The sequence below is a fragment of the Niabella agricola genome, from assembly GCF_021538615.1.
GTDB lineage: Bacteria > Bacteroidota > Bacteroidia > Chitinophagales > Chitinophagaceae > Niabella > Niabella agricola.
On record NZ_JAJHIZ010000003.1, the window covers coordinates 4,630,855 to 4,651,526 of the forward strand.

19 protein-coding genes, 1 tRNA gene and 1 pseudogene are annotated in these 20,672 nt (G+C 47.4%); 3 read left to right on the forward strand and 18 right to left on the reverse strand.

Annotated elements, in window-relative coordinates; all coding sequences use genetic code 11:
• The 7 genes from LL912_RS24530 to LL912_RS24560 are packed head-to-tail and all read right to left on the reverse strand — an operon-like array spanning nucleotide 1 to nucleotide 6,861.
• A complete protein-coding gene (locus tag LL912_RS24530; protein WP_235556273.1) occupies nucleotides 1–1,116 on the reverse strand; it encodes an ABC transporter permease in 1,116 nt (371 codons plus the stop codon).
• Nucleotides 1,113–2,219, reverse strand: a complete 1,107-nt coding sequence (locus tag LL912_RS24535; RefSeq protein ID WP_235556274.1) for an ABC transporter permease — start codon at nucleotides 2,217–2,219, stop codon at nucleotides 1,113–1,115. Before LL912_RS24535 ends, LL912_RS24530 begins: the two co-directional genes overlap by 4 nt.
• 57 nt (nucleotides 2,220–2,276) lie before the next feature.
• The gene (locus LL912_RS24540; protein ID WP_235556275.1) at nucleotides 2,277–3,056 is read right to left on the reverse strand and encodes an ABC transporter ATP-binding protein; all 780 of its coding nucleotides are present in this window, start codon (nucleotides 3,054–3,056) and stop codon (nucleotides 2,277–2,279) included.
• Nucleotides 3,040–4,020 carry an ABC transporter ATP-binding protein gene (locus LL912_RS24545; protein ID WP_235556276.1) on the reverse strand — a complete coding sequence of 327 codons (981 nt, stop codon included), beginning with the start codon at nucleotides 4,018–4,020 and terminating at the stop codon, nucleotides 3,040–3,042. The genes LL912_RS24540 and LL912_RS24545 overlap by 17 nt, the downstream gene beginning before the upstream one ends.
• A complete protein-coding gene (locus LL912_RS24550) occupies nucleotides 4,007–4,948 on the reverse strand; it encodes an HlyD family secretion protein (protein ID WP_235556277.1) in 942 nt (313 codons plus the stop codon). The genes LL912_RS24545 and LL912_RS24550 overlap by 14 nt, the downstream gene beginning before the upstream one ends.
• An 11-nt stretch (nucleotides 4,949–4,959) precedes the next feature.
• Nucleotides 4,960–6,198 carry a TolC family protein gene (locus LL912_RS24555; RefSeq protein WP_235556278.1) on the reverse strand — a complete coding sequence of 413 codons (1,239 nt, stop codon included), beginning with the start codon at nucleotides 6,196–6,198 and terminating at the stop codon, nucleotides 4,960–4,962.
• Nucleotides 6,199–6,249: 51 nt separating this feature from the next.
• Nucleotides 6,250–6,861 carry a TetR/AcrR family transcriptional regulator gene (locus LL912_RS24560; protein ID WP_235556279.1) on the reverse strand — a complete coding sequence of 204 codons (612 nt, stop codon included), beginning with the start codon at nucleotides 6,859–6,861 and terminating at the stop codon, nucleotides 6,250–6,252.
• Between the two features lie 213 nt (nucleotides 6,862–7,074).
• Here LL912_RS24560 and LL912_RS24565 point away from each other — a divergent pair, with 213 nt between their 5' ends.
• Nucleotides 7,075–7,290, forward strand: a complete 216-nt coding sequence (locus tag LL912_RS24565) for a hypothetical protein (protein ID WP_235556280.1) — start codon at nucleotides 7,075–7,077, stop codon at nucleotides 7,288–7,290.
• Between the two features lie 22 nt (nucleotides 7,291–7,312).
• Here LL912_RS24565 and LL912_RS24570 read toward each other — a convergent pair whose 3' ends face one another.
• Entirely contained in the window at nucleotides 7,313–8,383 is a 1,071-nt protein-coding gene (locus tag LL912_RS24570; RefSeq protein WP_235556281.1) for an NAD(P)/FAD-dependent oxidoreductase, read from the reverse strand.
• Between the two features lie 390 nt (nucleotides 8,384–8,773).
• Between LL912_RS24570 and LL912_RS24575 the strand changes: the two genes are divergently transcribed.
• Nucleotides 8,774–9,487: a tRNA1(Val) (adenine(37)-N6)-methyltransferase gene (locus LL912_RS24575; protein ID WP_235556282.1), complete on the forward strand. Its 714-nt coding sequence runs from the start codon at nucleotides 8,774–8,776 to the stop codon at nucleotides 9,485–9,487.
• Here the strand turns inward: LL912_RS24575 and LL912_RS24580 are convergent, their stop codons facing one another.
• The 7 genes from LL912_RS24580 to LL912_RS24610 all read right to left on the reverse strand — a co-directional run bounded on the left by LL912_RS24580 (nucleotide 9,488) and on the right by LL912_RS24610 (nucleotide 16,373).
• On the reverse strand, nucleotides 9,488–10,768 hold the full coding sequence (locus LL912_RS24580) for an HAD-IIIA family hydrolase (protein ID WP_235556283.1): 1,281 nt from the start codon (nucleotides 10,766–10,768) through the stop codon (nucleotides 9,488–9,490). It lies immediately after the preceding gene.
• Between the two features lie 50 nt (nucleotides 10,769–10,818).
• Nucleotides 10,819–11,394, reverse strand: coding sequence for a D-sedoheptulose-7-phosphate isomerase (locus LL912_RS24585; RefSeq protein WP_235556284.1), 576 nt, complete (start codon nucleotides 11,392–11,394; stop codon nucleotides 10,819–10,821).
• Between the two features lie 2 nt (nucleotides 11,395–11,396).
• Entirely contained in the window at nucleotides 11,397–12,419 is a 1,023-nt protein-coding gene (locus LL912_RS24590; RefSeq protein ID WP_235556285.1) for a GHMP family kinase ATP-binding protein, read from the reverse strand.
• Nucleotides 12,403–13,572: a glycosyltransferase gene (locus LL912_RS24595; protein WP_235556286.1), complete on the reverse strand. Its 1,170-nt coding sequence runs from the start codon at nucleotides 13,570–13,572 to the stop codon at nucleotides 12,403–12,405. The genes LL912_RS24590 and LL912_RS24595 overlap by 17 nt, the downstream gene beginning before the upstream one ends.
• Before the next feature lie 95 nt (nucleotides 13,573–13,667).
• On the reverse strand, nucleotides 13,668–14,612 hold the full coding sequence (locus LL912_RS24600) for a glycosyltransferase family 2 protein (RefSeq protein WP_235556287.1): 945 nt from the start codon (nucleotides 14,610–14,612) through the stop codon (nucleotides 13,668–13,670).
• A 2-nt stretch (nucleotides 14,613–14,614) separates the two neighbouring features.
• The gene (locus LL912_RS24605; RefSeq protein WP_235556288.1) at nucleotides 14,615–15,097 is read right to left on the reverse strand and encodes a DUF4199 domain-containing protein; all 483 of its coding nucleotides are present in this window, start codon (nucleotides 15,095–15,097) and stop codon (nucleotides 14,615–14,617) included.
• Nucleotides 15,098–15,107: 10 nt separating this feature from the next.
• On the reverse strand, nucleotides 15,108–16,373 hold the full coding sequence (locus LL912_RS24610) for a dihydroorotase (protein ID WP_235556289.1): 1,266 nt from the start codon (nucleotides 16,371–16,373) through the stop codon (nucleotides 15,108–15,110).
• Between the two features lie 240 nt (nucleotides 16,374–16,613).
• On the opposite strand from LL912_RS24610, the gene LL912_RS24615 reads away from it, so the two are divergent.
• Nucleotides 16,614–16,687 (forward strand) — tRNA-Pro (locus LL912_RS24615).
• Between the two features lie 302 nt (nucleotides 16,688–16,989).
• On the opposite strand, the pseudogene LL912_RS24620 reads toward LL912_RS24615, so the two are convergent.
• The 3 genes and pseudogenes from LL912_RS24620 to LL912_RS24630 form a co-directional block, all read right to left on the reverse strand.
• A pseudogene (locus LL912_RS24620) lies at nucleotides 16,990–17,091 on the reverse strand (ISAon1 family transposase); the annotation flags it as partial.
• A gap of 442 nt (nucleotides 17,092–17,533) precedes the next feature.
• The gene (locus LL912_RS24625; RefSeq protein WP_235556290.1) at nucleotides 17,534–17,782 is read right to left on the reverse strand and encodes an arsenic resistance protein; all 249 of its coding nucleotides are present in this window, start codon (nucleotides 17,780–17,782) and stop codon (nucleotides 17,534–17,536) included.
• 294 nt (nucleotides 17,783–18,076) lie between these two features.
• A complete protein-coding gene (locus LL912_RS24630; RefSeq protein WP_235556291.1) occupies nucleotides 18,077–20,590 on the reverse strand; it encodes a hypothetical protein in 2,514 nt (837 codons plus the stop codon).
• Nucleotides 20,591–20,672: the final 82 nt, after the last annotated feature.

Sequence of the window (20,672 nt, forward strand, 5' to 3'; positions counted from 1 at the left end):
CTATTGTGTTTTCCGGTAATTCCAGATGGCCAGGGCATTGAGCCCTATGGCAAAGAGGAGCTCGATCATAAAGACAGGCAATACATCTTTAAAGCCACTTCCTTTCAGGATGATCATGCGGACGGCTTTCATAAAATGCGTGATGGGCAGGCTGGCAGCGATAGACCGTGCCCAAACCGGCATACTGTCTACAGACGTAAACAGGCCACTCATTAAAACAAAGATCATGATGAAAAAGAATGCGATGAACATGGCTTGTAATTGGCTATTGCTGATGGTGGATATGAGCAGGCCAAATCCCAGGAGGGCTACCAGGTAAACAGCTGCCAGCAGGTACAGAACAAAAAGATTACCCAACGGGATGATCCCGTAAAAAAGCCGCGCCACCAGCAATCCAATCGTCAACACGATCATCCCCACCACCCAGAAGGGAATCATTTTTCCTAATATAAACTGCCATTTTTTTATGGGAGTTACATTAATCTGTTCAATCGTGCCGATTTCTTTTTCCCGTACAATATTCAGGGCAGAAAGAAATCCCCCAACCAGGGTTAGCAGCAGTACTAAAATACCCGGAACGATATACCAGGTGAATTTTTCATAAGGATTGAACCAGGCGGAGGATGCCATATCGATCGTTGCCGGGGCAGTAGCCGGTTGGCCATTGCTCATAACACGGATCTCCTGGTTGAAATCGTGGATGACGGCGAGCAGGTAAGCCGAACCGATCCCGGATTTGGTTCCGTTAATGGCATCAACGGTAATATTTAACGGCTGACGGCCTTCCCTGATCAGATTACGCTCAAATGATGCCGGTATTTCGAGAATGACATCGGCCTTGCCGTTCTCCAGTGTAATCAGTGCCTGCTGATAGGCCGGGGCCGTTGCCACGATCTTAAAATAACCGGATGCGCCTATTTTGGAAATGAGTTTTTGTGTATAAGTGCTGTGATCTTTATCAACGATGGTGAGATTTATATTTTTTACATCCAGGTTCATGGCAAGTGGTAAGATTCCCAGCTGAATGAGCGGAAGCATAAACATCATCGCCAGGATGGTCCGGTCGCGGAACATTTGACGGAATTCTTTCTGTAATATGAAGCGAAGCCTTTTCATGCCAATCTGATCTTAAACCGGTTTACAGTAATGATGAGCAACAGGATTGTCATGATGCAGAGTACACCCATTTCTTTCCATACATAGGTAATTCCCAGACCCTTTAGCATGACCGATTTTACCGCGGCATAATACCATTTGGCCGGCACCAGGTTTGAGATCCATTGAAACGGCAGCGGCATATTTTCCAGGGGAAAAATGAACCCGGTAAAGATGATGGTTGGTAGCATCAGGCCCATCATGGAAATAAGCAGGGCTACCTGCTGGGAATTGGTGGTATTGGAGATCAACAATCCGAAGGACAGGCTGGTAGCGATGAACAGCAGGGTAATCACAAATAACAATACAAGACTCCCGGCGATAGGGACATTTAAAACATAAACCGCCAGCAGGAGGATAAATGCGAAATTAACGAGCGAGAGGATCAGGAAAGGAATGGCCTTGGCTACCAATACCATCATTGGTTTGAATGGAGATACCAGCAAAATTTCCATGGTGCCGGTTTCTTTCTCCCGAACCACAGCTACGGAGGTGAGTGCCGTACAAACGATCATCAATATGAGCGCCAGTACCCCCGGCACATAGTTAATGGAGCCATTCCCTTCCTCGTTGTATAGCATCCGGAATCCGGGCGTAATGCTGAGAGGGATGGAGGTGATGGATTGTTCTTCGCGTTGAAAGTCTTGTACAATAGCGCCGATATATTGCTGCACGGTTTTTGAAGTATTGGGCTCGCTGCCGTCTGTAAGCACCTGGAGTGTGGCACGTCCTGCCTTGATAAAATCGCTGCTGAAACCAGGAGGGACGATCAGCGCCGCTTTGATATGTCCCTTCCTGAATGCGCTTTCGATTTCAGTGGGTGATAATGGTTGCTCCTGTACGTTGAAGAATGCAGAGGACCGGAGTTTGTAGGTAAGGCGCTGCCCAAGCACGTCATTGGAAACATTGGTAACAACGAGGTCTACATTTTTTACTTCACTGGTTAGTGCATAACCAAACAACAGGATCTGTACCAGTGGGAGCCCAAACAGAATAAGGAGCGTCCGCCGGTCCCGGAAGACATGATAGAATTCTTTGCGGATAAAAACGAATAACTGTTTCATCTTTTAACGGATTATCGATCATTGGTATGCCAGTAACCGGTAACGGATCCGAATATCTTAAGTATCACTACGCCGGGCGGTTCTGGCCAGTCTGTAAAATACTTCATCCATATGGTCGCAGCCAAACTGCTGCTTCAGGTTGGCCGGTGTATCCAGCGCTTCTATTTTACCGTCAACCATAATGGTTACCCTGTCGCAGTATTCTGATTCGTCCATATAATGTGTGGTTACAAAAATGGTGACACCCTTTTCGGCTGCTTCGTAGATCATATCCCAGAACTGCCGGCGGGTTACCGGATCTACTCCGCCGGTAGGCTCGTCCAGAAAAACGATTCGGGGCTGATGAAACAGCGCTACAGCAAATGCCAGTTTTTGTTTCCAGCCCAGGGGAAGAGCGCCTACCAGTTTGTTTGCCTCATTTTCGAGGCCCAGTGACCGGACCAGTGCGTGGCTCCGCTGCCTGATCACTTTTTCTGCAACGCCATAAACACCACCAAAGAATCTTATATTTTCCAGAGGAGTAAGGTCATCGTACAGGGAAAATTTCTGGCTCATGTACCCGATATGCTGTTTAATCTTTTCCTGTTGCCGGTATACATCAAATCCTGCTACAGTAGCATGACCGGAGCTTGGATACGAGAGTCCGCATAGCATGCGCATGGCGGTGGTTTTTCCCGCACCATTTGCACCCAGAAATCCAAAGATTTCGCCGGACTTCACGCTGAAACTGATCCGGTCCACTGCTGTGAAATCGCCGAATTTTTTGGAAAGTTCCTGGCATTCAATAGCGATTCCGGCGACCGGTGCTTGCGGCTGATGGTTAATTTCCGGGTCCATATGATAATGCATTTGAGGTTGCGAGTCGTATAAAACTGTCTTCAATTGTAGGTGCGATGGGTTGAATAACCACCTGCTCATGCGCTCTGGCTGCTGTATATTGCCGGATCAGTGCAAGACCATCCCCGCTGTCCTGCCGGAGCGTTACATGCAGCCATTCTCCAAAGGCATAGCAACTTTCCACCTGTTCCCAGGATCTAAGATCCTTTAGCAGCATATATATTGATGCGGCTTTAACGGCGTATAGTTTTGCAGGATAGGCATGTGTAATCCCAGCAGGTGTATCTACGTGGAGAATGCGACCGTTCTGGATCAGGGCAATACGATCGCAACGGACGGCCTCTTCCATATAAGGGGTGGATACCAACATGCTGATGCCCTGCTGTTTCAGTTTTCGCAGCATCTCCCAAAACTCTCTCCGGGAAACCACGTCTACACCCGTGGTGGGCTCGTCCAGGAATAATACCTCCGGCTTATGGATCAGCGCACAGCATAGGGCCAGTTTCTGTTTCATTCCACCGGAGAGTTTTCCTGCCCGTCGGGTACTGAACGGTTTGATCTGGTCGTAAATATCTTTTATCAGTTCGTAGTTTGCGGTTACAGTGGTGCCAAAAAGCGTGGCAAAAAAGGTGAGATTTTCCTCAACGGTCAGGTCCTGGTATAGCGAAAATTTCCCGGGCATATACCCAACGGTTCTGCGGATCTGCTGAAAGTCTTTTACCACATCGTACCCGGATACCCGCGCTTGTCCCTGGTCTGCCAACAGAAGAGTAGTAAGGATGCGGAAAAGGGTTGTTTTACCGGCACCATCCGGTCCGATCAGTCCGAACAGCTCACCCTTCTTAACTTCGAATGATACATCAGACAGGGCCTGCACGGCTCCTTTGTTATAGCTTTTGCTGATGTGGTCTGCTATAATGGGCGCAGCTGCAACCGGGGCGGTATGTGCATTATTTTTTTTCATTGAATAGCACTTCACCATACATGCCGATTTTTAGATAGCCGTCATTTTTGACCCGTATTTTTACAGCATATACGAGGTTGGCACGTTCATTTTTGGTCTGGATCGTTTTGGGAGTGAATTCTGCTTTGTCGCTGATCCAGCTTATAATACCCCTGTAGTTTTTATAAGACTGGTTGCCATGGTCGATACGTACCGTAACCGGTTGTTGAAGTTTAAGGAGGGGTAACTGATCGCCGGTTATATAAGCTCTTAGTGTGAGCGTGTCCAGGTTGGCAATTTTATACAAGGGCCTGCCGATCGTGGTCATTTCGCCCTGCAGTGCATATTTGGTCAGCACAATGCCGGCTACAGGATTGATGATCTGCCCCTTCTCAACCTGTAGTTGGGTCTGTGCTTTTGCTTTTTCCAAGGGAGCGCGTTCGCTGAGCAGGGCCCTGTTCCTTGTGGCGGCATTAGAGCGGTACAGGCTGATCTGCTGCCGGGTAACGGCCATTTGTTTCTCTGTTTGTATGATCTGTGCATCCATATCATCCAGTTGTTTTTGCGGTGCGGCCGCCGCAGCAACAAGGTTTTGCAGCCGCAGGCGCTCTTTTTTCTGATTTTGTAAAAGTGATTCCTGGGTGGCCAGTTGTCGTTGGGCTACCCGGATCTCTTCGAGCGGTGATACGACCTGCTGCTGAAGTGCGCCGATCGTTGCCTGGGTTTGTTCCCGCTGAAGTTGCTGCAGGCTTACATCAATCTGGCCGGCCACCTGGCGGTACTGCAGCGCGTCCCCTTCCTGGATGGAAAACCGCAGGATTGTGCCGTTCTGCTCGGCCGATACAATGACCTCATCTGCCTCAAAATTGCCGGCCGCATCAAATTTTTTTTTGTTCCCGTTACAGGCCAGGAGTATTAAAAACAAGCCGCTGAGAAAATTTAATTTCATGTTCGTACGGTTTAATGTCCGGAAATGGTTTGGTAAGTGACCTGCGCATTCAGTAATTGCACCTGATGCAGGTTCTTGATTTGTTTGGCCAGGTGCTCTGTGTTGAGTTGGGTAATGTATTCGTGCGTAGTGATAACACCATTTTCCAGCTGCGCCAGGGCCGACCGGGTAATCTGTGTACGCAATGCAATGAGTGCATCATCCTGCTGCAGGAGTTGTGCATATTTTTCTATGGCATTGGCCTCTTTTGCTAATGCGGTCTTTGTGTTTAAGATAAAGGTTTCTTTGTCCGCGTCCAGTTCGCTGCGGTTGAGTTCCAGTATCTTTTTATTGTTCTGGTAGGTATATAAACTGCCCAGCGGAAAGCTGAGCCGGATGCCACCTACTGCAAATGCATCAAAGGCATTGTTCAATACGTTCAGTGCCGGGCGGCCATAACCGGCTTGTACGAAGGCGGCAATCTTAGGCGTCCATCCTGTTATGAGCGCTTTTTCCTGTAGCCCCACATTTTTTTTCTGCAGTTCAAAAAGTTGCAGCTCCGGGCGGTGAAGGTCTGGAACTGCAGTTTGAGGTGCCGGAGGTATCAGCGCACCGGTTACCGGCGCTCCGATAACGAGGGCCAGTATTTCCCGTACAGCCTTTTGATCGGAACGGATCTCGGCAGTGCTCATATCTGCTTTTATCAGCTCTGCTTTCAGTTCGGTTACGCTGCTTTGTGCCACTGTTCCGTTTTTTTCGGCCGCTGTTGCTTTTTCCAGGGATGACGCAATACTGGCAGTATAAATTTCCTGTTGTTTTAATTGGGCATCCAGCAGCAGGATGGAAAAGAATAATTGCGCTACACGTTCCTTGACGGATTGAAAGCTGACTTCAATTTGCTGTAATTGCAGGGCTTCGCCGGTTTTTAAAAGCGCTTTTTGATTTTTTGAAATTCCTCCGTCATAAAGCGTTTGTGTTACTTCGCCCTGCAGACGGTACTGGTCCTTACTTAATTCAGGTACGCCGGGCATGGCTATCGGGATCCGGGTAACATCTGTTTGATAGGTCGCCTGCCCGCTGACGGATAATTGCGGTAACCAGGACCGGCCTGCATTTTCAATGGAATACCGGGCGCTTTGCCGGAGCAACTCCTGCTTTTTTATTGTTGGAAAATTTTTTCTTGCCAGCTGATAACAGTCATCCAGGCTGAGCGACTGCCCGGTACACCAAAAAGGCAGGAGTAGCAGAAGGCAGGATGCGAACCGTTTCATATTTTATATTTATTGTTTGATGGAATCATTTGATTCATGCCGGGCTAAAAACTATTTTACCTTCAGCATGGCGCGCATCCATTTTGGCACCAGCTTTTTGCGCTCTTCCATCAACACATGGAATTTTGCCCCGATTTCAGGCGAGATTGCTTCCAGGCCCGGGCGCATGGCAAAAGGAAAAATACAGAGCGACATAATATTTATGAAGAGCTGCTCAGGTGCCACATCCGGATTCCGTTCTTTTAATTGTTGGGCAAATGCCGATTGCAGTAAGTGGTCGGCGCCTTTCAGCAGTGCCACAAATTTCTTGGGCGCATTACGCATGGCATTTAGCACAAACAGGGGCAGATCAGGGTTGGCGGTCAGCATGCTGATGTACCGGTCTGCAATGATCCGGATTTTATCGTCCAGGGAAGAGGCCGGGTCCTGGAGCACGGGAAGCATCAGCCCAAAAAAGCTACTCAGTTTCTCCTGCATCACCAGTTCAAATAATTTCTCCTTACTGCGGAAATAATAATTCAGCAGCGCCAGGTTCATACCGGCCGCTTCTGCAATATCCCTGGTACGGGTTGCTGCATAACCCTTTTCCATGAATACTTTCCGGGCTGCTTCTTTTATCTTCTCTTCGGAAGACAGGGTTTTCTCTTGTTTCTTTTTTGCCATAGCAGGACAAAGTTCTGGAGAAAATAAGTTTTAAACAAATTTTTTAATCAAATGATTAATTTTTTTTGAAAATCATCCTGGATGCAGCGAGGCGTTTACTTTAAAAAGCAATACAGCTACAGATACAAATGGAAAATTGGCAACAATTTTGTTTCAGATTTTGCGGCTGTTGCCCTGTGCGCAGCCCTGCATTATTCACCTAAAATCTATGTTATGAAACCCGTACGCTATGCATTTTTACGTTTCTTTTCAAAGATCTTCCTGTTATTATACGCTGCAGCCGTCCAGGCACAGGAAGATAAAGTGACAACTACCACCACCACAAAAACGCATGTTCAAATCCAGCCCTGGATGTGGGCGGTAGGAGCTGCGGTATTCATTCTTATTTTGGTGGCCATTCTGAAAAGCGGCAATAAAAAGCAGGAGTAGCACTGGCGAAGCCTGGTTGCCGCTATGACAGAGGCCTGCTTAATATGTTTTTAAAGCGGCTGATATCTACTTCCGGCAGTAACGGGTGTTGATGAAGCAGGTGCTCCACCAGTTGGTGCGCAAAATACGGTGCCAGCGAACAGCCTTTGGTGCCCATACCGTTGAGGATGCCTATGTTGGTATGAACCGGATGAAAACCGGCAAAGGGGCGTCGCTCTACTGTAGCGGGTCGCACAGAGGCTTTGTGATCAACGATCTTAAAAGGAACCTTCAGCCATTGTTTCAATGTCTGCACTGCAGACTCCCGGAAGCCTGCTGTAGGATTTTCATCTTCAAAATCCCATATATAGTTGGTACCGGCCCAGAAAATTCCTGGTTCGGTCATTGGGGCCAGCAGCATGGATTTTTTATACAGTTGCCCGGCGGGGAGTTCCGGTGCTTCAATGATTAATGCCTCTCCTTTATTCAGCGCAAAGGGCAATAATGAGAAATAAGGGTTGGCCGCTCCTGCAGTACCATCGCAAAAGACCAGCATATCTGCGAGATGACCTTTGTAACGAACAGCGGATGTTTCCATCCGGAGCTGCGAAAAGTCGAAGGGTTCTTCTCGCAATCGTTGTTGCCGGCCTAAAAAATCGCGCCAGGCTGGTAACAGTTGCTGCAGGTGCACCACATAGGCGGGTTGTATCATTCCGATGCCAAATTCATAATTGAAATAGGAGGCGTAAGGCGTTTCATTTTCCAGGATGGAGATATAGTGTTCCTTCTGAGCCAGTTTTTTCATAAAACTTTCCTTCATAAAAGGATTGGGAAAGAAGTCGACGATGGTGGTTTGAGTAATAGCAGTCTCGTTAAGGAAGGAGCCTATTGCCTGGTAAGCAGCTTCAGCAAAAGGAATAATGAGGTCATCCAGCCATACTTTCACTACCCGCCGTCCTGTTACAGGATTGATGATGCCGGCTGCCACCCGGGAAGGGGTATTGGACCTGGGTTCGTCGATAACAACAAAATCAATGCCTGCCTGGTAGCAAAACCAGGAAAGAAAGGTGCCGCTGATGCCCTGGCCTACAATGATGATTTTTGGATGATCCATGAGCGAATGTATTTAAATATAAAAAACCGGCAAATAGTTTTATTTAGATGCGTTAGCCATTGTTGCGCGGAGCCTCGTCTGTTGCCAGAAAAATAGAAAGGTTTCCTGATGCAAGGCCCGAACGGTATAACCCTGCTTGTTTAAAGATAAAGGTATAAAGCTTACACTCTTGGATGAAAACGGCATTTTATCGCCGTGGGAAGCCGCATCTTTGAATACAGCAATGCGGTGTTTGGGGTATCCGTTGCTGTGCAGGTTATGGCCGGTACCAATGGCTCCCGGTTTCTGTTGTGATCTCTAGAATAAACTCCTGTTTGCTCCAGAGATATTTAGCAGCGGGGTGGTTACCTGTAAGCGCTGATCTTTACCGAATATTCTCCATCTTTGCATATGCCGAATCCATATTTCCGTTTTAAGCAGTTTACCATTCACCAGGACCGTTGTGCGATGAAAGTGACTACAGATGCCTGTTTGTTTGGGGCCTGGGTGGCAGCCCGAATACCAGAGAAAGCGTCAAGTGTACTGGATGTTGGGGCCGGAACAGGATTGCTGACCTTAATGATTGCACAAACGGGAAACCGGTTGATCGATGCTGTTGAGATCCAGGAGGCCGATTATCAGCAGGCTGCAGAAAATATTGGGCAAACAGCATGGCATGCGTCGATCCGGCTGATGCGGGGGGATGTGCTGGATGTGGTTTTTCAAAAAAAATATGATGTGATCGTAAGTAACCCTCCGTTCTATGAGCGGGATCTGAAGGGCGGAGAACAGCCTAAAAATATCGCCCATCACAGTGAAGCGCTGTCCTTAGGGGAACTGCTTTCCTTTATCCGGAAGCAACTGGTTAGCGGTGGTTCATTCTTCCTGTTGCTGCCGGCCAGGAGGGAAGCGGAGCTGTTGCGGCTGCTGGAACCTTTGGGGCTGCACATCCATCATTGCTGCTATGTTCAGCAAACAGAAAAGCATGCACCATTCCGCATAATGGTAGCAGGGGCCTTTGAAAAGAAAGAACATAAAGAAGAAGGGAGGATCCTGATCCGTAACAGGAACGAATATACTCCGGAGTTTAAAACCTTGCTACAGCCGTATTACCTGCATCTCTGATCAGGGAAGCTGTTCGGCCAGGGTCTTAAGGTCTGGCAACTGGAGGTCAATATCGGGATGTGGCAATACCTCGGATGCATTGGTGGTGGTTAAGTAAACCGTACGCATACCGGCACTGCGCCCAAACTTCATATCGGAAATATTATTACCCACCATTACCGAACGGGTTAGGTCAATGTCCGGGAGATCTGCTGCTGCCTGCAAGGCCATACCAGGGTTGGGTTTCCGGAAAAAATCACGGGAGTCCACAGCAGTGGCAAAATAAATGGCAGGGATATGTCCGCCGGTTTTTCTGACTTTGTCGCTTAGCAACTGATGAATACCTTGCAATGCTGCTTCATCCATCAGTCCCTTGCCAATGCCGCGTTGGTTGGTAACCACGATCACATGCCGGAAGTAATGGGTGAATGTATGAATGGCCTCCGGAACACCGGGATAGAACCGGAACTCATCTTTATGAAATACATAACTGTCCGGCTTTTCTTCATTAATAACCCCATCCCGGTCCAGGAATAAGGTCCAGTCATGCGTTAATGCAGTAAGAGCAAAAGGAGTGGCCTGAAAATCGTTCTGGGCGCGGCTATAATCCTCGGGAATACCAATGTCGATAAAATATCCATCCGCAACTGCCCCCGAAAATCTTCCTGCGTTTACAAATTGTTCCAGGTAGTCTTTTTCAAAGGAGAATTTCGAAGGAAAGTCTTTTTGAAGAAAGGCTGTTTTTCGAACCAGGTATATACCCGCGTTGATCAGCCCGCTTTCATAATATTGTTTTTCCCGGAAACTTAAAATACGCTGCTGTTCATCTGTTGTTACCACGCCGTACCGGTTGAACTGTTGCATGGGCTTTAATGCCAGGGTGCAATCGGCTTGTGTAAGGCTGTGCAGGGTTAGCAGCTGAGGGGCGTTAAAGGCAAAAAAACTGTCTCCGTTCACTACAAAGACATCCGTGCCGGAGGCTTTTTGCAAGGCGAGTTGTATCGCACCTCCGGTTCCCAATGGTTCATCTTCAATACAGCAATCGTATTGCAGGGTTGAAAATTCTTTTGCCAGGTAATCTTCAATTACTTCATGCTTATAACCCAGGCTGAAAATAATGCGCTGGATACCCTGCCGGCGCAGGTAGTTGATTACATAGTAGAGAAAGGGGTGTCCTGCAACAGGAGCCATGCATTTAGGCAGATCGGGCACTGCTTCGCGTAACCGCGTACCAAGGCCGCCCGCCAGTATAATGGCTTCCTGTGCATTGTTCCAGTTGCCCTCTAAACGTTTTTGAAGCATGACTAAGTTTGATATTTGATATTTGAGGTTCGAAGCTCTGCCTCAAACCGTTATCCAAAATATTGTGCTTCTACCAACTGGCAGATGCTATGTCCAAGCAGCATATGGCATTCCTGAATACGGGGCGTATCCGTAGACGGGATATTGATCAGCAAATCCGAACTTGTTTTCAGAAGTCCGCCGCTGGCACCAGTGAATCCAATAGTGATCATACCCTTGGCCCTGGCTTGTTCAAACGCCCGTACAATGTTTTTTGAATTGCCGGAGGTGCTGAGCCCAATCAATACGTCTCCGCTTTTGCCGATACCATCGATAATGCGTGAGTAGATCACATCAAAACTGTAGTCGTTGGCAACTGCTGTCAGGTAGGAAGTGTTGCAATGCAGCGCTTCAGCCGGCAGGGCTTTACGGTCTTTATAAAACCGCCCGCTGAATTCTGCTGCCAGGTGCTGGGCATCGGCGGCGCTTCCGCCATTTCCACAAAAATATACGCTGTTGCCGTTTTGAAAAGCTGTTACAACGGTGCGGATAACCGCTGCTACTATCTGTAGCAACTGTTCATCTTCCAGTACCTGTTTTTTTACATCTATTGAAGCCTGTACAAGCGATTTGAGTTGATGATTCATAACTAAACTGTCCATGTTTTTAAACCGTGTTTTACAAATTGATAGTTGCGATACTGACCGCCAAACTGTTCCAGGCTGGCCCGCACCTTATATTTCGTATTGCCGGGGCAATAAAAGATCATAAAACCACCTCCGCCCGCGCCGCTGATTTTTCCGCCTGAAGCGCCGTTCTTTTTGGCTGTTTCATAAATCGTATCGATCTGCGCATTGTTAATGCCGGCTGCCATACGGCGCTTCTGCTCAAAACCTATATCCAGAATCCGGCCAATTTCATCCAGTTGGCCTTTTAGCAACGCTTCTTTCATCATCTGTGCCTGATGTTTTAATTGATGCATGGCTTCAATGGACTGGCTTTTCTTTTCGGTTACGTTCCGGCTTTGTTCAATGATGATCTTGGCAGACTCTCTGCTGGTGGATGTATAATACAGGAGCAGGTTATTTTCCAGTTCATCCAGATATCGTTGCCGGATGCGCAATGGGTTTACGATTACCTTATCGTTGCTATAAAACTCCATATAGTTTACTCCTCCAAAGGTGGCGGCGTATTGATCCTGCCGGCCTCCGGCGAGCTGCAAATCGCTGCGTTCGATTTCGTAAGCATAATGCGCAATATCATATTCGCCCAGGGGAAGCTGCAACATTTCTACAAATGCCCCAACGATGGCTACTACAAGGGTAGAGGACGTGCCCAAGCCGGATCCGGCGGGCGCATCTACGTAAGTGCTCAAACGGAAGCCTTCATTGGAAAACGGGTAATCTTTTTGTATGCGGTTGTAAACGCCTTTTAACAGGTCCAGGTGCCCGTTCAGGGGAAGCGCATCAGACCAGTCAAACTCTTCCGATTCACCGCGGTCCAATGCTTCGAATGCGATCTTCCCATCGGTGGTCCGTTCAATGGTGGCGTTGGCGTTTAAAGAAATTGTGGCATTGAGGATAGCGCCACCAAATTCATCGCAATAAGGGCTTACATCTGTGCCACCGCCCGCCAGCCCGATCCTTAAAGGCGCTTTACTTCTGTGAATCATCTTTTCTTGATTTGTCAGCCAGGTCAGCAATGGCATTGACCAGATGATCCCAGCTGTATTTTTCTTTTTCGCTGCGAAGATGTGGAATAAAGTGCGTTTCTCCTAATCGGAAATATTCGTTGATAGCGTTGGCAATGGCGGCCGGGTCGGACTCTGCAACCAATCCGCTTTTCATATGGGGCACCAGTGCCGGTAAACCGCCTACATTGGTTACCACCATCGGTTTTTCGAAGTAATAAGCCAGGGGCGTCACTCCGCTTTGCGTAGCGTTCCGGTAGGGTTGTACCAGCAGGTCTGCGGCACATAAATAATATTTTACCTCGCTGTCGGGAATAAAGTCGGTTCGCAGAATCAGCAGATCGCGGATGCCCAGCTTGTCGATCAGCGTCTGATAGTCTGCCTCATCTTCGTAAAATTCCCCGGCGATTAATAGTTTGAGATTTGTAATCTGAGATCTGGGGTCTGAGATCCGTGGTTTCAGTGCTGCAACGGCTTCCAGTAACAGGTCCAATCCTTTATACTTCCGGATAAATCCGAAAAATAAAAGGATCTTTTCTTCCGCAGGAAGCTGTAAATGCCGGCGCGCTTCGGTTCTGGAAACCGGCGTGCCAAAATTGTCGTACAGCGGATGGAGTACCTGCAGGGCTGGCTTTTGTGTAAAAGTCCGGAGGTCGGAAAATACCTTTTCACTCATGGTGATAAAGCCATCGCAGGCTTTTATAAAGTATTTGGTAAAAGGTGTGTCGCCCGGCCTTTTTTCGTGGGGGATAATATTGTCGGCAATACAGATGATCCTTGTTTTGTTATTTTTCCGGACCTTTCTGAGAATAGTGCCCAGCGCAGGGCCCATAAAAGGAAGCCAGTATCGTACTACTACAATATCGGCCGCTTCTTTGGCTATTTCGTTGCCAACCTGCACCCAGTTAAGCGGATTGATGGAATTGATGCGGGTATGGATGCTGATATGTTCCGGAGCGGGATCGTCGGTATATTGCGACTTTCCAGGGAATAAAAAGGAGGGATATTGTAAAGAAAAGGACCAGATCGAACAATCGTAGCCGCAATTTGCAAATGCCTTTGCCAGCCGGTGATTGAAGGTGGCCAATCCGCCCCGGAGGGGATGTGCAGGTCCTATAATGATTACTTTTGGCATAAACACATATTCAACTTTTGCCCGACCCACGACCAAGGCTAAGGATCAATATTCAACCACATGCTAAACGACTAAAACACGAGATCCGCAACAGATTAATCCAGTCCTGTTTTTGCTTCAACTAAATAGGTGTTGCGGCCCGGCGCATTCCGGGAGATCAGTTCCCCGATAAAGCCTGCCATGAACAGCTGTACCCCAATGATGATGGCCACCAGGGAAATATAAAAAAACGGACGGTTGGTAATTGAAAAGTCGCTGCTAAATATTTTTAAGATGAGCAGGTAGAATGCCGACAAAATTCCGATCATGAAAAAGACCATTCCCCAAACTCCAAAAAAGTGCATGGGCCGCTTGGAGAATTTTCCCACAAAAGTGATGGAAAGAAGGTCCAGGAACCCGTTGATAAACCGATCCCAGCCAAACTTGCTTACGCCGTATTTGCGCTTCCGGTGCTCCACCACTTTTTCTCCAATCTTTTTAAAACCCGCCCACTTGGCCAGTACGGGTATGTAGCGGTGCATCTCTCCGTACACTTCAATACTTTTTACCACCTTCCGGTTGTAGGCTTTCAGACCGCAATTAAAGTCGTTGAGCTTTATTTTAGAAACCCTGCGGGTAACTGCGTTGAAAAACTTGGAAGGAATATTTTTAGTAACGGTATTGTCGTACCGTACTTTCTTCCAACCGCTTACCAGGTCGTACCGGTCTTCCCGGATCATTCTGAACAGTTCGGGTATTTCGTCCGGACTGTCCTGCAGATCTGCATCCATGGTTATGATCACATCGCCCTGGGCAGCACGAAAGGCTTCATTCAGCGCGGCAGATTTGCCATAGTTGCGCTGGAATTTAATTCCGCGGATATTGGAATTTTTTTCACGCAGGGAACAAATAACCTGCCAGGAATCATCGGTGCTGCCATCGTCTACAAAAAGGATCTCGTAACTGAAATGGTTTTCCTGCATTACCCGCTCGATCCAGGTGGCCAGCTCGGGTAACGATTCCTCTTCATTTAATAAAGGTATAACTACAGAAATGTCCATTTTTAGTTTTTCTTTGACAAAGATAAGGTGCCTGCTGTGGCAACGGTAACAATTACACCAATCAGCAGGTATTGGAAAATGGTTTGGGACACCATGATAGGAACATAGTACTTGCGCGTCGTCTTTGCTTCCTGTTCTATTTCGTCTGGTGTACGGTTATATTCTTTAGCGGTCTTCAGGCGTTCCTGTTTGGTTGCCGCTATTTCGCGGTCGATCATCGGTCCGTTGGCCTGAAAATAGATAAAGGTATAAAGCGCCATGATCAGGGTCACCACAACAAAACAGCGAAACCCCTGGTTGAACAGTACGCCGAATGCCGCACCTTTCTGACCGTATACGGCCCAAACAATACCGGCTCCATAAATTAAAAATACGAAGTATTGCAAAACCGAGTTGGTAGGTACCTGCTGCCAAAGCAGCAAGAGTCCCAGCAATACCATCAGTATGCCTGTTATCAATCCCTTCCTCGTTGCGTTTAAAATCATGCGTTGTATACTAAAATGAAAGATTTGTCTGATTGTTATGAATGATGCCCAGCGGCTTCCCTGTTAAGGGATTCCCGATGAAAGCGGAATTCCGGCTTTGCGACAGGATCGCGTCTGTATTCAATACCCATTGCCGGGCAGGATCAAAAACGGTCAATGAGGCAACGGCTCCTTCTTCAATGGAAGGCACCGGCAATCCCAGGATCTTCCGGGGGTTAATGGACAGCAGCTCCACCCATCGATCCTGCGGCATCTCCGGCAATACGGTGTTGAGTACCGCGTAAGCGGTCTGTAAGCCCAGCATCCCGTTTTTGGCATATTCAAACTCTACCATTTTATGATCGGTATCATAAGGAATATGATGAGAGGCTATACAATCGATGGTGCCGTCTGTAATTCCTTTCAGCAGCGCTTTCCGGTCGTTAACCGTGCGCAACGGCGGGTTCAGCTTCAGGTTGGTATCGTAACCCTGCAGGTCTTCTTCGGTAAAATATAAATGTGCGGGCGTTATAGAAACCGTTACATTGGTTTTTTTCTGCCGGGCTTCTTTGATCAGCTTCAGCGAGGCAGCGGTAGTAACACCGGTAAGGTGCAAGCGCGAACCGGCATATTCGGCCAGTTTCAGATCCCGGGTAATCAACAGCTCTTCTGCAATGGCCGGCTTTGCCTGGAGACCTAACCGTGTAGATACCACTCCTTCATTCATCAGGCCATTGGGCTGTATATCCTTATTGTCCGGCAACTGGATCAATACCCCGTTAAAGGGTTTGATGTATTGCAGGGCCTTTACCATGATATCGGAAGACTGGATCGCGTTTTTCCCATCGGTGAAGGCCACGGCACCGGATTGCCGCATGTCATAGATCTCGGCCAGTTCCTTCCCGTCTGTATTTTTAGTAACCGCACCTAACGGGTGAATGTTCACCGGCAACAGCGCAGCCTTTGCGCAGATATATTCCACCACCGACTTTTGATCGATGGCTGGTTTGGTATTGGGAACAATACACACATCGGTAAAACCACCGGCGGCTGCAGCCGCACTGCCGCTGGCCAGGGTCTCGCGGTATTCAAATCCCGGGTCGGCAAAGTCAGCAAACAGATCAACCCAGCCCGGGCTTACATGTAGCCCTTTAGCGTCCAGTATTTTGGCGCCTTTTTGAACCAGGTTTTTGCCAATAGACTGAATGATTCCATTTACGATAAGGATATCTGCGGTGCGACCATTAAAAGAGGAGGTGGGGTCGATGATCTTGGATTGCTTAATGAGAATTTTCATTAAGGTGCGAAGATAAGCGCAATTTCTGATTTTTAAAGGAATATGCAGGGAGATCCTGCCATATCGGGGTAGAAATTGCTGTGTTATGAGAGGGGAAACGCAAAAGATACAGCACGACTGGGATCCCCGGAGGCGTTTGCTGTAAAAAAAGCCGTTTCTTTTGATCGAAAAGGAAAATGTATTATATTTGCACCCCCTCCCAATAACGTCTGTATTTATTTACAGATATGGGATCCGGTTCGGGACGTGGCGCAGCCCGGTAGCGCACTTGCATGGGGTGCAAGGGGTCGCTAGTTCGAATCTAGTCGTCCCGACTGAAAGAAGCTCAGCAGTAATGCTGGGCTTTTTAATTTTTATACCGGTGCGCATCCCGCTTTGGCGGGAGGGTCGCTGGTTCGGATCCAGTCGTCCCGACTGAAAGAAGCTCAGCAGTAATGCTGGGCTTTTTGATTTTTATACCGGTGCGCATCCCGCTTTGGCGGGAGGGTCGCTAGTTCGGATCCAGTCGTCCCGACTTAGCATCAAAGAGCTGTAAGAAACCTTGCAACTCTTTTTTTGCAATTCTTTTTTTTAAGACTTTTTTAGGATCAGGTTGAAAATTTGGGGGATAAAGAGCTTAAGCATAAATATTAGCGAGCCGAAATAGAAAAAAGGAGCCATCTCTTACTCCTCGTGCAGCGGCTCTAAAGGCCTTGATTTTAGCATTAAAAGATTCGGCAGCAGCATTGGACTATATGGATCAAGTAATTTCATTTTTCTTGTCTGACATCTTCATCGTTGCTTTTGGAATATATTGTGAACAAAGCAATGACAACCGAACAAATGAAATAATTGAGTTATTCAAGTACAATACAAATAGTAAAGAGCATATACTTTTTTGTTGCGATACGGTTTTTCACCTGCAATGATCAAAGATATAGCAGCCAGTATTCAGACAATTGGCGAGAATGAAATTACGTTCCTTCCTACAATTGCGAACGTACCTGTTATTCTCTAAAGAATGGTTGATTGGTACTAACCAACAGCACAAGTATTTCGTTCAAAAGGCTTTATAGTTAAGCCGAAACCTGATCTTAGATGAGGCGGTGATTTTTTGTAAGCCCACAATTTCTAGCAGTTGCTGTTATAACTCCAACTAATCAACTTGAGTCTTATAATATTTACGGCCCGGTAAATGCTTGCCCGGCATTAATACCAAATATACTTATTGCCACGGCTACGACTAGTTCAAAATTATTTTCCGCAGCAGTGAGCGATAGTGCTGCGTTTTGCGAATAATCTGCGTCAGGCCTTTTTCTGCAAACGAAGGTGATCAGGAACATAATCACCAAATAAATGATAAGTGGAATCGCAATCCTGATTACATCCACAGGAATTTGAACGATTCGTTCACCTTTCAGGCTAAACATAATGACAATTGTGAGGAGCTACGCAATTAAAGTTATCGGACTTATAGCCGGAATGAAACGGTTGCAGGCAGTTGACAGACAATGGTTGACAGGAAGACGTGTGTTCGATAGTGGAATGTACAATGTTCAATGTGCGGCAGATTCTAATAGACTGGCATCCTTGCGCGGTTAGAGCGTGTACATCGGACATCCAACACTGAACATCCTGCATCATACCTCCTCCATCATCGTTTCAACAACAAAAAGCCCACCCGGTTACCCGGGCAGGCCTTCTTTATAATCGAGGTGTACGGTTTAATTGTTCACCACTTTTACAATTTTTGAGTAGGATTTGCTTCCATCTGCATCAATTTGTGCAACACGGATATAGGCGCTCTTACCATCAGGAACAGGCTCTGAGCCGTTTTTCTGGCAACCCATAACACCTGCAAATATGCCCGTCAATAGTAAGCTTGCAAATGCGAGTTTTCTTTTGCGTGGCAATCCTATGGCCAGGCTACCCAAAGCTAACAGCACTAGTGCAATACCTGACGTAGCAAGGGCTAAGCCCGACATATTAGTTGAAAACTCGTAGCTTAAAGCACTGTCGGAGTTGCCATTTGGGGCTTTGGAATCCATAGAACCAATGGTGGTAAAATGAATGCCATCTGCAGAAGCTTCAATTTCGAAGCGCTTGTTGTTCTTTTCAGAAACAGTTGTCCAGTTTACAAATAATACACCACCTTTTATAATGGCTGATACATCAGCAAATTGTACAGGCAATGCTAACGGATCGTTGCTGATACCAAAGTTTACCGGTGCTGTAGCAGTACCACCTGCAACGCCACTCAGGTTGCCAATGGTTAGCTTACCGGTACGGTTGGTTTTGTCTACACCTGTGCTGCCACGGTTTACACCGGTATAGCCGTAACCGCCGGTTGGTATATCTGCAGTAGCTAAAGGATCACCTACCTGTTTAGCGCTATTGGTAAGCACCACTGAATAGTTGCCGCTGTTGGCCAGGTAGCTGGTAGCTATCTGGAAGGAATAAGTGCCGTCAGTATTTACTCTCACAGATGCAATTACGTTACCATCGGGACCTACTAAATTTGCCCATAAACCATTGGCAATACCGGCTTCGCCGCCATCGATTACTGCATCACCATCAGCATCATTCCAGATGGTACCGGGTATCGTAACTTTGGCGCCGCAGTCTTCCACATTAAATACTTTTACAATAGTGACAGAGCCACAGGAGCCTGCGCTTACGGTGTAGTTTACTCTTAAGGTACCTGCGCCGGTAAAAGTAAGCGTAGTGCCGGACAGGGTAGCCGTAGCCGTACTGCCTGCCATATCGATCGCATAAGTACCGCCCGATGGGTTACCTATCAACTGTACATTATTACCAATACAATAAGGACCGTTATACGAAGCATCGAGCGTTGCGTTTACGGTTTGGCTGCCGCAAACCTGTACGGCATTTGTATTAAAATGATAAGTGGGGTCGAAAAGATCAGCAGAACTGTTATCACCCATACTGCCGTTTATCCTGTGACCAACATAGCCAAAAGTGCTGGTGCACTCGCGCAGGATCATGGTCGTATGCCCGCCGCTTTCAACGGAAATAATATTGGTATTGGAATAGCCAGCTTGGAAATTGGTGGGTACACCTGGGTTGGTAGCTAAAGGCTGCCCGGCATTACCGCCACGTCCAAGCATATTACCACCTTCAGCACCCCAGTTGTATATCATTTTATCATTGGTTAATACATTAATACCCGCTATGCCACGGTCATGTTCATTGGGCGATATCCATTTAACATCATTAATTACCGGACCACCTGCTGATGTGTACCGCGGTTGCACCCAGGTGTTTGAGTTGGTGGTAGTCCAGTCACCTAACTGGCCATACTGGTTATCCCCCAGGGCATATACGCTTCCACTGGTGTACAGCAGGTAGTAGCTGGTTGATTGTGTGCCGTAGGCGGTGTGATTGGCGCCGATCATTTTTATAGATCCGCTGGCGCCAGCAGGAGCAGCCAACGCGGTAGCTCTGCTATGGGAAGCCCTACTGCCTATACCGTCCCAACTCTCCGGACCCCAGCTCCAGAGCCCGCCGGATGCATCCAATGCAATAAGACTGGTAGCAGTTCCTCTGGTGGCTACAATACCGTTCAGGAAACTGCCATCTGTTTTTATTACCCTGGACCATGTGTCAGGGCTTCCAGCGCCACCCGCACCACGTACAGAAGAATTGTTGGTTAATACATATACACTACCATCGCAGGTAGTAATTACCAGTGTATTCGTAGTACCAAAAAACATCTTTACATCGGCAGCGGTTACGCCTGCCGGTAAGCCCAGGCTTAATTGGTGAAAAGCGGTGTTTCCGGCCGGGACAACGGTTAAATCAAACAATACACCCGGCAATCCCCAGGCCCATATTTTATTGTCGCTGGTGAGCAGGGCGAACTGTACAGTGTTAATACCGTTGCTGCCAATGGCTACTTTTAAAGGTGTACCTGTAAGTCCCGGGTAATTACCCGCATTAATAGTCGTTGGCACCAGCCAGCTGCTAACTCCATCAGCCTTGGTCTTTTCTCCCCATATTTTTAAAGAACCGTCCAGGTCTCTTACCGCTGTAGAGTGAAAGCCGGATACATAGTTGTCATACTCCAGGGTAGCGGCTGTGGTGGAATTATAACCAAAATTGGCAAAATCCTGGCAGCCGCCTGCGCCGTAGCAGGCCTGCCCATATGAGTAAGTGATAGTCCAAAGACTGACAACCAAGGTCAATACAAGAACTTTAATAGTGCGCATTTTTGTCATTGTTGTTTAAGTTTAAATGTTAGGTGATGAATAATAGTTAATGGTATGGTTTTATAGATATTATTTCGGATTGTCAAAAGGC